The sequence below is a fragment of the Tenacibaculum aestuarii genome, from assembly GCF_964510395.1.
In the GTDB taxonomy this organism is placed as follows: Bacteria; Bacteroidota; Bacteroidia; order Flavobacteriales; family Flavobacteriaceae; genus Polaribacter; species Polaribacter aestuarii.
In genome coordinates this window covers 865,894-881,707 of sequence record NZ_CAZEFY010000001.1, presented here as the reverse complement: position 1 = coordinate 881,707, position 15,814 = coordinate 865,894, and the positions used below count along the sequence as shown (strand labels likewise).

11 protein-coding genes are annotated in these 15,814 nt (G+C 32.1%); 6 read left to right on the top strand and 5 right to left on the bottom strand.

Features of this window, described 5'->3' with window-relative positions; all coding sequences use genetic code 11:
• Positions 1 to 73: 73 nt before the first annotated feature.
• The 4 genes from ACKTSU_RS04275 to ACKTSU_RS04260 are packed head-to-tail and all read right to left on the bottom strand — an operon-like array spanning position 74 to position 7,154.
• Complete coding sequence (locus ACKTSU_RS04275) at positions 74 to 835, bottom strand: shikimate dehydrogenase family protein (RefSeq protein ID WP_408035114.1); 762 nt, start codon at positions 833 to 835, stop codon at positions 74 to 76.
• The gene (locus ACKTSU_RS04270) at positions 816 to 1,823 is read right to left on the bottom strand and encodes a DUF368 domain-containing protein (protein ID WP_408035113.1); all 1,008 of its coding nucleotides are present in this window, start codon (positions 1,821 to 1,823) and stop codon (positions 816 to 818) included. The genes ACKTSU_RS04275 and ACKTSU_RS04270 overlap by 20 nt, the downstream gene beginning before the upstream one ends.
• 33 nt (positions 1,824 to 1,856) lie before the next feature.
• Positions 1,857 to 2,780, bottom strand: a complete 924-nt coding sequence (locus tag ACKTSU_RS04265) for a DUF368 domain-containing protein (RefSeq protein WP_408035112.1) — start codon at positions 2,778 to 2,780, stop codon at positions 1,857 to 1,859.
• Between the two features lie 12 nt (positions 2,781 to 2,792).
• Positions 2,793 to 7,154 (bottom strand): translocation/assembly module TamB domain-containing protein, encoded by a 4,362-nt coding sequence (locus ACKTSU_RS04260; protein ID WP_408035111.1) that lies wholly within the window; start codon positions 7,152 to 7,154, stop codon positions 2,793 to 2,795.
• Between the two features lie 226 nt (positions 7,155 to 7,380).
• Between ACKTSU_RS04260 and tsaD the strand changes: the two genes are divergently transcribed.
• The 6 genes from tsaD (at position 7,381) to ACKTSU_RS04230 (ending at position 14,519) form a co-directional block, all read left to right on the top strand.
• The gene (gene tsaD, locus ACKTSU_RS04255) at positions 7,381 to 8,409 is read left to right on the top strand and encodes a tRNA (adenosine(37)-N6)-threonylcarbamoyltransferase complex transferase subunit TsaD (RefSeq protein ID WP_408035110.1); all 1,029 of its coding nucleotides are present in this window, start codon (positions 7,381 to 7,383) and stop codon (positions 8,407 to 8,409) included.
• An 18-nt stretch (positions 8,410 to 8,427) separates the two neighbouring features.
• Complete coding sequence (locus tag ACKTSU_RS04250; protein WP_408035109.1) at positions 8,428 to 10,281, top strand: LTA synthase family protein; 1,854 nt, start codon at positions 8,428 to 8,430, stop codon at positions 10,279 to 10,281.
• A 56-nt stretch (positions 10,282 to 10,337) separates the two neighbouring features.
• Positions 10,338 to 11,003 (top strand): M15 family metallopeptidase, encoded by a 666-nt coding sequence (locus tag ACKTSU_RS04245; RefSeq protein ID WP_408035108.1) that lies wholly within the window; start codon positions 10,338 to 10,340, stop codon positions 11,001 to 11,003.
• A 67-nt stretch (positions 11,004 to 11,070) separates the two neighbouring features.
• Entirely contained in the window at positions 11,071 to 11,748 is a 678-nt protein-coding gene (locus ACKTSU_RS04240; protein ID WP_408035107.1) for a hypothetical protein, read from the top strand.
• 134 nt (positions 11,749 to 11,882) lie between these two features.
• Complete coding sequence (gene pdhA, locus ACKTSU_RS04235) at positions 11,883 to 12,878, top strand: pyruvate dehydrogenase (acetyl-transferring) E1 component subunit alpha (RefSeq protein ID WP_408035106.1); 996 nt, start codon at positions 11,883 to 11,885, stop codon at positions 12,876 to 12,878.
• Between the two features lie 3 nt (positions 12,879 to 12,881).
• The gene (locus tag ACKTSU_RS04230; protein ID WP_408035105.1) at positions 12,882 to 14,519 is read left to right on the top strand and encodes a pyruvate dehydrogenase complex dihydrolipoamide acetyltransferase; all 1,638 of its coding nucleotides are present in this window, start codon (positions 12,882 to 12,884) and stop codon (positions 14,517 to 14,519) included.
• A gap of 65 nt (positions 14,520 to 14,584) precedes the next feature.
• On the opposite strand, the gene ACKTSU_RS04225 is transcribed toward ACKTSU_RS04230, so the two are convergent.
• Positions 14,585 to 15,778, bottom strand: coding sequence for a nuclear transport factor 2 family protein (locus ACKTSU_RS04225; RefSeq protein WP_408035103.1), 1,194 nt, complete (start codon positions 15,776 to 15,778; stop codon positions 14,585 to 14,587).
• Positions 15,779 to 15,814: the final 36 nt, after the last annotated feature.

Here is a 15,814-nt window from a genome sequence, read left to right as displayed (position 1 = left end):
AAGTTCCTTTGATTTAGATTATAAAGATACGGATTCTAATATAATAGCAAATTTTATTTACGGTTTTAAAGAATTAGTCTTCATTCCATATTTTCCAAGCTTTTTCAGCTTGAAGCTCTAGCATTTCTAATCCGTTTTTTATGATTGCTCCTTTTTCTTTTCCTTTCTTCAAAAAGGCAGTTTCTGCCGGATTGTATATTAAATCGTATAGCAAATGCTTATCTGAAATAAACTCGTAAGGAATATCAGGGCAATTTTCTACATTCGGATGTGTTCCTAATGGTGTACAGTTTACAATTAAATGATATGAGTTCATCATTTCTTCAGTAATATCACTATAAGAAATTTGCTTTTTACCTTCTGGAGCTCTAGAAACTTGTTTGTATTTAATTTCTAACATTTCAAGTACAAAGGCAACAGCTTTAGCTGCTCCTCCAGTTCCTAGAATCAATGCTTTTTTATGATTTTTTTTCAGCAAAGGTTTTAGTGATTTTTTAAATCCGTATACATCAGTATTAAATCCTTTTAACCTTCCATTTTTGGAGATTTTTATAGTGTTTACTGCTCCAACCTTCAATGCTTTTTTATCAATCCTATCTAAAAAATTAAAGACTTCTAGCTTATAAGGAATTGTAACATTCATTCCTTTTAACCTCTTCTTATTTTCTTCTATCTTTTGAGGAAGTTCATGTATTGATTGAATATCAAAATTGATATACTTATGATCTTCTAAGTCTAATTTTTCAAATTTTTCTGTAAAATATCCACGAGAAAATGAGTAGGAAATATTTCTTCCTACTAAAGCATACAAATGCTTATTTTCTTTTTCTGTCATAAAAATCAATAATTAAGATTAATGAGATTCCAATAATAATGAATCCTATTGAAATCCATGTTTCTTGATTGTTAAAATTAGGAATAAATCTTTGGTAGTTTTCGATGATCTTATTTCCGTTCTGATCTAATAAAAAAGAAGTCCCTTCGGTTTTATATATTGTTTTTTTCCAAGGCCAAACAACCCCTAGAGACCCTGTTATAAATCCGATAATAATTGCTGTTACAATCTGGTGCCATCTTTTTAGCACATACCCTAACATATGTGAAATGGAAACCAATCCAAATGCTGAACCCGCAGTAAAAACTGCTATTATTTTTAGATATCTTACTTTAACCTCATCTTGTAACACTTCAAAATTACCCGAAACTAAGTTCGTAATCACGTTTCCTAAAACGTTTACACTATCCACCAGCAACAACACATAATTCCCTAGTAGTATCAGAATAAAGGATCCTGACAAGCCTGGTAATGTCATTCCTGAAACACCAATAATTCCGCATACAAACACAAACCATAAGTTGTCATTTTCAGTTGCTGGCGTCATAAAGCTAATAGAAACACCTACTGTAGCACCAACGAGTAAACCAATTACTGTTTTAGGTTTCCAATCACCAAAGTCTTTTGAAATGTAATAAATAGAGCCTATAATCATTCCGAAGAACCATGACCAAACATATAACTCGTAATTCTTCAGAAAATAATCTAACACCAAAGAAACGCTAAAGTAACTAAACATACTTCCTGCCATTACCCACACCAAAAACTGTAGGTTTGTATAATCTGAAAAACTTTTAAACCTACCATTAAAAAGCAGTTTAAAAGCTTTACCATTTATTCTCTGAAATGTATAAATAAGCTCTTCATAAAACCCCATAACAAAGGCTACCATACCACCAGAAACCCCTGGCACTTTATTGGCACCTCCCATAATTAGGCCTTTTAAAAAAAGGTGTATTTTTTGTGGTAGCGTGCGCTCTTTATACATATTGTTTGATTAGAACACTAAGTTAATTATTTTCTATTGCTTTTTTACTGCTAATTTCTCCAACATTAAAATTAGTCCAAACCCTATGAATGCTAATACTACTGAATACATTAACTGAGGGTTTCCATCGTATGATAAAGGTGAAATTGACAATTCATTAAACGGAACTTGTTCCCCGTGCGAATTGGTACGATAGGTCAACACTTTTTTCCATGGCCAAATCTTATTTAATGAACCAATAATAAAGCCTGTCAATACGACCAACGTGTAGTTTTTATAATTAGCAAATAAATATTTTAACACCCTTGAAAAAGATAATAATCCAACAATTGCTCCAACCCCTACAACTGCTATCGTTGTTAAATCTCGATTATTTACAGCCGCTAAAACAGGTTTATACGCTCCTAAAAGCACCAAAATAAAGGATCCTGAAATACCTGGTAAAATCATCGCACAAATTGCTATTGCTCCTGCTAAGAACATAAACGGCATAGAGGAATGTTCAGAAACTAATGGATTTAATGTAGTGATATAATAAGCCAAAATTGCTCCTATAACTAGTAAAAACCCGGATAAAACGTTCCATTGTGTAACTTGTTTTGCAATATAAATAACACTAGCTAATACCAATCCAAAGAAAAAAGACCACACTAAAATTGGATGGTTCGTTAATAACCAAGATATTATTTTTGCTAATGAAACAATACTGACAAAAATACCCACTAAAAGAGATGCTAAAAAATTACCATTAGCTTGTTTCCATGCTGCTTTTATTCCTTCTCTTTTTAGGGTTTTTAATAATTTTAAGTTTATATTACTAATAGACCCTAACAACTCTTCATAAATTCCCGAAATAAATGCAATTGTACCTCCTGAAACTCCAGGAACAACATCAGCAGCTCCCATGGCAATTCCTTTCAACATGATTACCATGTAATCCTTTACTGTTCTACTCATAAAATTGTTTGGTTATTTTTCTTCTTTAGGCTTAAAGTTGATCAATCCTTTTTTCTTTTTTGGGTGAATACTGTCTTTTAAAGTGTCTTTCTTTTCTCTTTTTTTGTTCAATCCTAGTTTTCTTCCTAACTGGCGCAAGTTATTAAAATTAACTTGATAAGAAATACCCACCCCTTGCGTATATCCTTCTTCTTCGGTAGAATATTGCACTTCATTTTGACGGTTAAAAACGGTACCTCTTAAATTTCCTTCTTCATTTAACAACACCTCTACTTTTACCTCACCTACAACACTTGTTTGTGTATTTGTTCCTACTGGCACCCCAACCTTACCATTTACTAACACCCTATCGCTTAACTGCGTTGAAACGGAAACATCTACTTGGTCATCTGAATTAAGATTATCCACCTCACTTCTATCTCCTTGTGTATACCCTACTCCTAATTGGAACTTGTTTCCATCACTATTTAGCATATTTGTTAATATACTCGAGGCAATTCCTGATGCTGTGCCTGCTATTCCTGAACTAGCGCTATTACCAATTGCATCAGCATTGTAAAAAGTTCCAAAAGCTAGTAAGAATGAGAAATGCTGCATTTTGGTATTTAAATCATTTTCGTTTAGAATAAACTCTAACTCTGAAGTTACCGTTGAATTCGCATTAGGTATTTTAATATCGAACTCTTGTGTTGAACTAAATAAACCTCCAGTTATTTTTGTATATAAATCGATAGGTATTTTACGATTGGAATTGATATTATCTAACAACTGTGCTGGATTCGCCTTAGTTCGATATACTGCAGTAATATCTAATTCTGCATCATAAGGGTCTCCATTCCATGAAATAGTCCCTCCTTTTTGTACTATAAAGGGTTTGGTAATTCCTGCATACTTAAAGTTATAAAAACCATTATCTACAGTGAAGTCTCCAAACATATTAAACTTACCTCTGGTATCTATATCTATAAATAAATTCCCTTCTCCACTACCTTTAAGCTCACTTCCAGAAACTTTATCTATCACTACTTGTGCTACAGCCTCCTTAGTTACAGTTAAATTTAACTTTAAATCTAATCCTTTAATATCTTTAACTACTCTACCTTTAGTTCCTTCTCCCTCTTCTCCTGTTTTAAATCGAATTAACTTATAATTATCTATCGTTTTAACATCACTTAAAGGTATTACAAATAAAGTTCCTTTGTTAGTTCTACCATTTACATCAATATCCAAATTACTTGTAAGTCCTCTAATTTTAGCTTCCCCATTTAAAAAACCTGTCCCATAATATTGAGATTCTTCTTTTTCTTGTGTGTCTAGCACTAATAAATTTCTGGTATTGATGTCAAAATTCAAATACCAATCTTTAAAATTTTGATGTGCTATACTTCCAGATAAATCTCCTTGTGTTAGATATTTAGTATCTTCAAGAATAATATCTTTAAAAATAAATTCTTGTCCTTCTAACACAACATTAGAGTTTCCTTTTAAGTCAAAATCTACGTTTAAATAAGGAAACGCCAATCCTGCATTTTCAAAATTAAGTTCTCCTTCTAAATCTGGACTCCCTAAATAACCCCTTGCTGTAAAATCTCCTGTTACCTTTCCTCTTAACTTAGACAAAACATCTTCTCCTAAAGGGCTAAAAGCTGCTATATCGTATTCTTTTAAGTATATTTCTAAATCTATCGTTGGTCTTTCTCCTGAAAAATCTACTCCTCCTGTTGCTGAAATACTTTTAGCATTGTCATTTTCTAAAGTAAGATCAACATTATATTTTTCATACGAGTTGTTTCCTGTAACATTTAAAGCTAGATTTCCTTGGGAGTAATCATTAATAAAAAAGTCTTCTATATATAGATTTCCTTTAGGTGCTATCGTTTCTTGATCTTGTTTGTACTCTAGTTTTCCGTTTAACTTTCCATCTAACTTCAAACTATCTATAGGTTGTAAAAAACTACCTAATTTTACTTTATCAAAGTTGGCATGTAAATCTTTATAAGTACTGTCCTTTACAATTCCTTTAAAACCTATTCGCTGTTCTCCTGATTTAAATACAAATGGACTAATGTTAAAATCGTCTTTTCGTAAATCAAAAGCCACTTTGTTATTTTTATCATCGTTTGGATTCACAATCCAATCAAACCCTTTGTAGTGTAAGGTTGATTTTTGAATTCCTACAACCGATTTTTGAAGTTCATTAATTGTATAAAAGAAATCTAAATTAAAACTCTCAGCGTAATCTTTACCTCCTTTAAAAACCGATTTAAAAAACAGTGTATCATTTTGAGTACGGTTTAACAGGTTGAGTTTTTCAATATTATAATACTTTGTATTAATCTTACTGGCTGTTAGGTGGGTATTATATAATGGGTTTTTATTGTCTAACCTTAAAACAACCCCTTCAATTATATTTTTGTAAACATTAATTTCAGGCGACTCAAACGTAAGTTTCAAGGAGTTTTTATCAGAATTGATTCGTCCTTTTAATCGCGTATTGCTACCTATTGAAATGCTAGGTAAAAAGATATCGATAATTTGATTGTAAATAGTAAAATCAAAATCTAAAAATTGATTTGGAGCTACTTCGTGTGGGCGATAGTTCGTATACACACTACCCAATGCATTTTGAGTTATCGGTAATAATTCTTCAAAAGAAAACTTACCTCTTAACTCTCCTTTTACAATATCTTCAGAATTTACTTCTATCGTTTTAATACTATCTTTTACCGATGAATTTACTTCAAAACTCTTAAAAGGATAACTCTGTTTTTGGTTTGTATACACCAAGTTTTTAAACGTTGCCTTACCTACAATATCATCAAAAGTGTTTCCTGAAATATTCAAATTGATATTTCCTTTTAACACAGCAATACTATCTCTAGTAAACAGATTTGTTTTTTTCAAATCAACCCTATCGACATTCGCTATAAAATCAAACTTATTTATTTCCGATGAAAAATCTGCTAGCCCTTCAAACTTCAATTTAAAGTTATCATCTTCGGCATTTAATAATCCATCAAATTTTTTATTTTGAAACTGTCCATTGACTAATAAATTCTTGTATTCATAGTTATTAAAATACAAACTAGTTACTTTTCCTATGATAATAGTATTTACATTCTCTACATTAAATCCACTTCCATTTACATCAGCTTTTAATGATACCGTTCCTAGTACAGGATCGTTTGCAAAAACTCCTAGATCAAAGTTCTTAAACTCAACTTCTCCTGTGTATTCAGCTTCGTCTATATTATCAACATTAGTTAATTGAAGATCTGATATAGCAGTTCCTATTTCAGATTTTACCGATAAAGTAGCATCCATTTGATCTGGAGTTACTTTTACCAAACCATTCATCGTAAAATTCCCTAATCGCTGAAACTCTGTTGGCAATGTCTTTCCTAGTAAATTCGGAAGCACATTTCTTAACTGATAATAATTTGCCGTAAGGTTTTCTAAATCTGCATCAAAAACGAAACCTCTACCTGTATTAAACGCATTAACAAACCCCATATCTCCAATAATTCGCATACCTCCTTTGGAGTGTATTCGAACATTATGTGCACTGAAATTATTAAGAACCCCATTAATACTTCCACTCAGATACAGAAAATCATTCCCTCCAATTTCATTATAGAGTTTATTCAAGTCTTTAACCGATATCGTACTTTCTTGAAACTTCGCTTTAATTTTTACCTTGTCATTAAAGTTCACGAAGTCTTTTCTGTCATAGGTAAATTTTATCCCTGCTTGTAACTTAGTTTCATTATCTGTTTCAAGCACTGTTTCAGCAAAATCCATTGATGATTTTGTGTACGTAAAATCCGTGGATAGATTAGATATATTTATTCCTCTATTCTCTGTAAAATGTAGATTTCTAATTTTTGCAGAAACATCTGGTCCTATAATAGAAAAATCTTGTAGTTCTCCCCCTCCATCATACGCTGCAAATTGAAGTAATTCACTTTTATTCTCATCCAGCAGTTTAAAAGTCAAATCTTCCAAAGCGATTTTTTCACTTTTAAGAATAAAAGGAGTTGCTAAACTATCTCTCGGCTTACCATCTTCAAAGCTTTCAACAAAAATAGACATGTTATCATTTTTTTCTCCTTTATAGGTTTTCATATAAAAATGAATTCCTGTTAAAGAAGCTTCACCTAAATCTACTTTATTATCTAATATCCGCTTTACATTCGACAGAGAAGTACTTAGTTTATCAACAAAAATGAGGGTATCCTTATGATGGTCTCTAATTTCAATTTCTTTTAACTGAACCTTACCTAACCAAGACAAATCTATTCGTTTTACTACAATATTGGTGTTAAATTCTTTGTTTACCCAATTTGTAGCTTGCTTAGCTATCCTGCTTTGCACAAAAGGAAGTGATAACAAAATAAAAAGCAAGAGTAAAAAAAGCAGCGTGTACTTTAGTATTCTACCTATTATGTTACCTACTCTTTTAATGATTTCCCTTTTTACAATCTTAATAAACAAAAGTAATCAGCAAACTGCAAAAATGTTGCCTTATTTTAAAGAAATATTGATTTTAACGAAAATCTAACGTAATATCAATATTTTTGTAACCTAAATCCGAAATGATTTGAGTAACAAAACTGTTTATATTTTAGGAATTGAAAGCTCTTGTGACGATACAAGTGCCTCAGTAATTTGCAACGGAAAAGTGCTAAGTAATGTTGTTGCTAACCAAGAAGTACATGCTAAATATGGCGGTGTAGTTCCAGAATTAGCTTCAAGAGCACATCAACAAAATATCGTTCCTGTTGTTCAACAAGCTATCGAGCAAGCAGGTATTACAAAACATGACTTGAATGCTATCGCTTTTACTCGTGGACCTGGACTTATGGGGTCATTACTTGTTGGAACTTCTTTTGCTAAGTCTCTAGCCCTAGGGCTAAACATTCCTTTAATAGATGTAAACCACATGCAAGCGCATATTTTAGCGCATTTTATTGAAGAAGAAGGTAGTCAAATTCCTCCTTTTCCTTTTGTTTGCTTAACTATTAGCGGTGGCCACACTCAAATCGTAAAAATCACCAATCATTTTGAAATGGAAATTTTAGGAGAAACGATTGATGATGCTGTTGGTGAAGCTTTTGATAAGTCTGCTAAAATATTAGGCTTACCTTACCCTGGTGGTCCTTTAATTGATAAATATGCACAATTAGGAAACCCTAAAGCTTTCAAATTTACCAAACCAAAAGTTGGGGATTTAGAATTTAGTTTTAGTGGATTGAAAACAGGAATATTATACTTCATTCAAAAAAACACAAAAGAAAATCCTGATTTCATTAAAGAGAATCTACACGATATTTGTGCAGCTATTCAATATACCATTATTGAAATTTTAATGGATAAACTAAAAAATACTGTAAAACAAACAGGTATAAAACACATAGCAATAGCTGGTGGGGTTTCTGCTAATTCTGAAATTAGAAAACGGCTAACTACAGCTCAAAAGCACTGGGGATGGACAACCTATATCCCTAAATTCGAATACACCACAGATAATGCAGCTATGATTGCTATTGCTGGATATTTAAAATACTTAAACAATGATTATTCTGACATTTCTGTAACGGCTCAAGCACGTTTAAAAGTTACTGAATAACCCTTTATAAATTAAACAATGGATAAATTTAAAAGTAGACTTCTTCTTAGTATCACCTATTATTTTTTATGGGTCGTTTACTTCTTATTTGCTCGATTTTTGTTTCTAGCTTATTATTATGAAAAAACTTCCGAGCTAAGCTTTCTTACTACTTTAAAAACATTTGTATACGGTATTAAATTAGACCTTTCTTTTGCCGCTTATTTAGCAGCTATTCCTTTTTTAATTATTCTTTTTTCCATTTGGATTCCTAAAAAAATAATCTGTTACTTATTAAAAGGATACACATTTCCTATCATCCTGATTGTTAATTTATTTATGCTAACCGATATTGCCCTGTACAAATTTTGGGGAGTTCGTATTGATGTGACTGTACTTAATTACATCAATACTCCTAAAGCAATGTTAGCATCAGTAAGCACATTACAATTAGTAAGCGGAATAATCACCTGGCTATTACTTTCTATTGCTACCATATATTTATTCAACAAAGCATTAAACAAAGCTTTTAGCAAAGTTGTTAACGGGCATTTTGTTGAAGCACCAGTGTTTCTTATATTGATTGGCAGTTTGATCATTCCTATACGTGGTGGTTTTGCTAATATTCCAATAAACCAAAGTAACGTATATTTCTCAACTAACATGTTTGCTAATCACTCAGCAGTTAACTTCATTTGGAATTTCGCTAACACTATTAGTCACAAAACTGACAGTAAGAATCCTTACATACACTACAAAGCTGACATTGCTCAAAACACCATAAACAAAACTAAAAATCAACTTTTAACAGCTAATACAGATTCTATTTTAAACACACGAAAACCTAATGTAATTTTAATTATTTGGGAAAGCCTTTCTGCTAAAGCGGTGGGTGTTTTAGGTGGTGAATCTGATGTTACGAGTAACTTAAATAGATTTGCCAAAGAAGGTATTTTATTCTCTAACTTTTATGGTAATGGAGATAGAACAGACAAAGGGATTCCTGCTATTTTAAGCGGTTATTACCCTCAACCAACTAATAGCATTATGAAAATCCCTTATAAAGCTAGAAAACTACCAATGCTAACCAAAGAAATGAAAAAACTAGGATACAACACTAGCTTTTATTATGGTGGCGATAGCAACTTTGGGAATATGATTACTTATTTAAGAAATGGTCAAATAGATAAAATTATAGATGGTACTGAATTTGACAAAGAAAATTGGAATTCGAAATGGGGAGCACACGATCATATTTTTTTAGATCGATTTATAAAAGACTTATCTAACCCTGATCTTAAAGAACCTTTTTTTGAAATAGCATTAACCCTTACTAGTCATGAACCTTATGAATTTCCCGGTGAGTATAAATTCGGAAAAAACTCTGTAGAAAACTTATACAGAAGTGCTCAAGCATATACAGATAAAGCTATAGGAAAGTTTATTGACGAAGCTAAAAAACAACCTTGGTGGAGCAATACTTTGGTAATTATTTTATCTGACCACGGACATCCACTTCCTAAACATAAAGGATACTTTAATTCTCCCATAAGGTTCCAAATTCCTATGGTTTGGTTAGGAGGAGCCCTTAACAAAACAGGAATTACTATAGACAACTTCAGTGCTCAAAGCGATCTTGCATATACTTTAACAGATATGCTAGGAGGAAATCCAAAACAATTTCAATTTGGAAAAAATATTTTCAATGCTTCTGAAAATCAATATGCGCATTATGTATTTAACAAAGGTTTTGGTACTATTTCTAAAAACGGAACCTTTGTGTTTGATTATGTAAGCAACAAACCTGTAATCAAAGAAGGAAACTACCACCCTTTAGATTCTTTAGGTAGAGCTATTAGTCAGAATGCTTATCAAGATTTTTTAGATAAATAAACGTTAATCTTTTTATTAAAAAATATTGTTAAAATCCATTTCATTACTTTTACCCTATGAAATGGATTTTAACTTTTTTACTACTATCTTCTTTAGGAATTCAATCACAAAACCTACCTAAAGGTTTTTCATACATAAACGATATTTCTCCAACCATACAAAGTGAATTAAGATATTGCTATAACAACAATTTCATGGGAACTCCTGTTAACGGATATGAAGAAAATATCCTTATAGCAACTACTCCTGCTGCTAAAGCTTTGAAAAAAGTACAAGATGAGTTAGCTTTACAAAAACTAGGACTAAAAATTTACGATGCCTATCGCCCACAAACAGCTGTTAATCATTTTGTAAAATGGGCTCGAGTCATTAATGATACTTTAATGAAACAACAATACTATCCTGAAGTTAACAAACGTCATCTGTTTAAAAAAGGATATATTTCTTCTAAATCTGGACATTCAAGAGGTAGTACTATTGACCTTACCATCATCAATTTAGAAACTGGTGAAGAATTAGACATGGGAAGTCCGTATGATTTCTTTGGAATTTCATCTCATATCGCTTATGATAGTCTTTCTGATCAACAAAAAAAGAATAGGCAATTACTACAAAAAATTATGAATAAGCATGGATTCAGATCTTACAGTAAAGAATGGTGGCATTTTACTCTTAGAGGTGAACCTTTCCCTAAAACTTTTTTTGATTTCCCTGTAAAATAATTAGTTTTAACTCTTTATTAAAAGAATCTCTTAAAAATCGGCATTATATTTGTTTAGTTTTTTTGCAATGATGAAAATTATACCAACACTCGCTATCATTTTTTTATTCAGCATAACATCTAATGTTGTTGCTCAAATGGATGGTACAATAGGCGGTAAAGAAAAAGGAAATACTTCCTTCGGAATTATTACTGCTCCTGCAAAAGAAGTTACTAAACCTAAGAACTTAGATTTTAATAGTGATAGTGGTTTTAAATCAGCTCATCAAGAACAACAAAAAGAACTTGAAAAACAACGAGCTGAAAGAGAATTTGAAAATAAAGGTGTTATCACTCCTGAACTACAAAGAAAAATAACTCTTCAAAAGAAAGCTGAAAAGTATAATTTAAAAATCCCTCTTATTGATAAAGATATGGGGACTTTCCGCACAAAATCTAAAAATATAAACATTGATGCTGTTGATTTTGGTCAAATTGATGGTGATATAGTTACTATTCTTAACAATGGAGAACCAATCATTAAAAATTACTACTTAAAACATAGTGCTAAAAAGTTCTCAATTCCTCTAAAAGTTGGTTTTAATAAAATTGAAATTTTAGCAGTTGATGAAGGAAGCTTAAGGCCTAATACAGGTGCTTTTACCGTTTATGATGATTTCAATGAAGTTGTCGTATCTGATTTATGGCAATTAGCTAAAGGAGCAAAAGTAATCGCTATGGTTATCAGAGAGGAAGAAGGAGAGTAAAATCGCAACTCATTTAAGTCTTTATTAATTCTTACAACTTTTATGAATAACCCTTTTTTAAATTACTAAAAACTACTTACTTTTGTAGCTACGTTTTTTAATAAACAAACTTTAAAATAAACAACTAATATATAATGAAGAAAATCACCAAAGAAACCTATATCAACTGGTATAGAGATATGCTATTTTGGAGAAAGTTTGAAGATAAACTAGCAGCTGTTTACATTCAACAAAAAGTAAGAGGTTTTTTACACTTATATAACGGTCAAGAGGCTGTTTTAGCAGGTTCATTACATGCAATGGATTTGACTAAGGATAAAATGATTACTGCATACCGTAACCACGTACAACCAATTGGTATGGGTGAAGACCCAAAACGTGTTATGGCAGAATTATATGGTAAAGCAACTGGTACTTCACATGGTATGGGTGGTTCAATGCATATTTTCTCTAAAGAATACCGTTTTTATGGTGGTCACGGAATTGTAGGTGGACAAATTCCTTTAGGTGCTGGTATTGCTTTTGGAGACAAGTACAAAGGTAGCGATGCTGTTACTTTATGTTATTTTGGTGATGGAGCTGCACGTCAAGGTTCTTTACATGAAACTTTTAACATGGCAATGAACTGGAAATTACCTGTAATATTTATTGTTGAAAACAACGGATATGCTATGGGTACTTCAGTTGAAAGAACTGCAAACCACACAGATATTTGGAAATTAGGTTTAGGATACGAAATGCCTTGTGGACCTGTTGACGGAATGAATCCTATTAAAGTTGCTGAAGCAGTTGACGAAGCTATTCAAAGAGCTCGTCGTGGTGATGGACCAACTTTCTTAGAAATGAAAACGTATCGTTATCGAGGTCACTCTATGTCTGATGCGCAACATTACCGTACTAAAGAAGAAGTTGAAGAGTACAAAAAAATAGATCCTATCACTCAAGTTTTAGATATCATCAAAGAAAACAATTATGCGACTGAAGATGAAATCAAAGCGATTGATAAAGAAGTAAAAGATTTAGTAAAGGAATGTGAAAAATTCGCTGAAGAATCTCCATATCCAGAATTAAATCAATTATACGATATGGTGTACGAACAAGAAGATTATCCATTCATAAAATCTAAGTAAACTATGGCTACAATTATAAACATGCCTCGCTTAAGCGATACGATGGAAGAAGGAGTGGTAGCTTCTTGGTTGAAAAAAGTAGGTGATAAAGTTGAAGAAGGTGATATTTTAGCTGAAATCGAAACTGATAAAGCTACGATGGAATTTGAATCTTTTCACGAAGGTACCTTATTGCATATCGGAGTTCAAGAAGGTGAAACTGCTCCTGTTGATAGCCTATTAGCTATTATTGGTGAAGAAGGCGAAGATATTTCTGGTTTATTAGATGGAAATGCTTCGGCTCCTGCAGAAACTAAAACAGAAGAAGCTCCTAAAACTGAAGAGCCTAAAGCAGCAAGCTCAAACACTACTATTCCAGAAGGAGTAAAAGTTGTTACGATGCCTCGTTTAAGTGACACTATGACTGAAGGTACTGTTGCTTCTTGGTTAAAAAGTGTTGGAGATAAAGTTGAAGAAGGTGATATTTTAGCTGAAATCGAAACTGACAAAGCTACCATGGAGTTCGAATCTTTCAACGAAGGAACTTTATTACATATCGGAGTTCAAGAAGGTGAAAGTGCTCCTGTAGATAGTTTATTAGCTATTATTGGTGAAGCTGGAACTGATGTTTCTTCATTAGTAGAAGCACATAAAGCAGGTACTTTAACAAGTGCTCCATCTACTGAAACACAAGAAGAAGCTCCTAAAACAGTAGCAGAAAACAAAACAGAAACTACAGCTGCTCCAGTAGCAACTGTATCAAATACTAGTGGAGGAAGAATTTTTGCATCTCCTTTAGCTAAGAAAATAGCAAAAGACAAAGGAATCAATTTAGCAGATGTCAAAGGTTCTGGAGAAAACGGTCGTATCGTTAAAAAAGATGTAGAAAATTACACGCCAGCATCTAAAGTTGAAGCTCCTATAGCTACAAGTACTGCTTCTACTCCATCAGCTGTAACTAATTTTGCAATTGCTGGAGAAGAAAATACTTCAGAAGTTAAGAATTCTCAAATGCGTAAAGCGATTGCTAAGGCATTAAGTAACTCTAAATTCTCTGCTCCTCACTTCTACTTAAATATTGAAGTAGATATGGACAATGCAATGGCTTCTCGTAAAACCATTAATGCAATTCCTGATACTAAAATATCTTTTAACGATATGGTAGTAAAGGCATGTGCAATGGCATTGAAAAAACATCCACAAGTAAATACTAGCTGGACAGATAATGATACTTTATTCCATAGTCATATTAACGTAGGTGTTGCTGTTGCTGTAGATGAAGGTTTAGTTGTACCAGTAATTAAGCATACTGATGCTTTAAGTTTAACACAAATTGGTGCTGCTGTACGTGATTTAGCTGGTAAAGCTAGAACTAAGAAAATTACTCCTGCAGAAATGCAAGGAAGTACTTTTACCGTTTCTAACTTAGGAATGTTCGGTATTGAAAGTTTTACTTCAATTATTAACCAACCTAACTCTGCTATTTTATCAGTAGGTGCAATTGTACAAAAACCAGTAGTTAAGAACGGAGAAATCGTTGTAGGTAATACAATGAAATTAACCTTAGCATGTGACCATAGAACGGTTGACGGTGCTGTTGGTGCTCAGTTTTTACAAACATTAAAAACGTATATTGAAAACCCAGTTACAATGTTAGCATAGTTTTCAATAAAATTATAATTAAAAAGCTCACCAATGGTGAGCTTTTTTTATGAGTGAAGTTATTTTTATTTTGAGTTAATAATTTTAATTACCTCTCTTACCAACTTAGGAACCGAGGCTGGGTTTTGCCCTGTAACCAATCGTCCATCCACTTCAACATGTTCATCTAGTGCATCTGAATAAAAGAATTTTCCTCCATGGTTTTCGACAGTCTTTCTTATTAAAAACGGAAAGCTTTTAAAGTATTCTCTTTCTTTTTTTTCATGATCTTCAGGAAAACCATTTACACGTTTGTTTTTTACCACGTACTCTCCATCAACCTTTTTCAAAAAAACGATTCCTGCTGTACCATGACAAACGGCACTGATAACACCTTCTTGCTTTTCATAAATATCCATAGCTATTTTTTGTATTTCTTTGTTCTTAGGCACATTAAACATAGCACTACCACCTCCAACATAATAAATAGCTTTATACTCAGATGAACGGACTTGTGTAGGCTTCTTGGTGTTTTTTAGTGCGTACATAAAATCACTATTGTATAAATACTCTTTCTTTATATTTTCAGATGTGTTCAAATATTTTAATGGAATAGCACCACCTTTTGGACTTATAATATCCACATTAAAACCGGCATCAGTAAACATTTTATAAGCCAACACTATTTCATCGAAACTATTTCCTGTAGGAATGTTTGTTCCTACATAATAGTCTGTATTCGAAACTACAAACAAAATTTTATTTCCTGTTTCAATTGACGATTCTCTAGTCGCTGTTTTACTTATAATCTTCCAGTTATTTGCAAACTTCTTCAGTAAAAAAAGGTCTACAAACCTCCATTTACGGTTAGGTATTAAGATTTCTACTTTTGCCGTAGCAATGTCATTCGTTATATCAATAGAAATGATCTCTCCTATTCTACCATTAAATTCTCCTTTCTTATTAGATGGAAAAAAATTTGAATACTCTTCAGTAGTAAATTGTTTAAAGCCGTCTTTTCCTGTTAAATAAAGTGTTGCGTCTTTGTAAAAAGAACTTTTTAGAGTATTCATTTTATTAAAAGAACTTCCTTCTATATAATTATTAAGGGTTTGTTCGATCAATTCTTTATCGGAAGAAGTCGAATGAAACTCCTTGAGTTCTTTACTTCCATAAACATTAACCAAAAGACTTTCTTTAGTATCTTCTTTTTCCTGTTTTCCTTGTGAAAAACTAGTTAGAAAAAAGAAAAACACTACTACTGTACATATAAATTTCATTTTAAAAGATTTTTAATTTGAATTCAAACCTCTTAA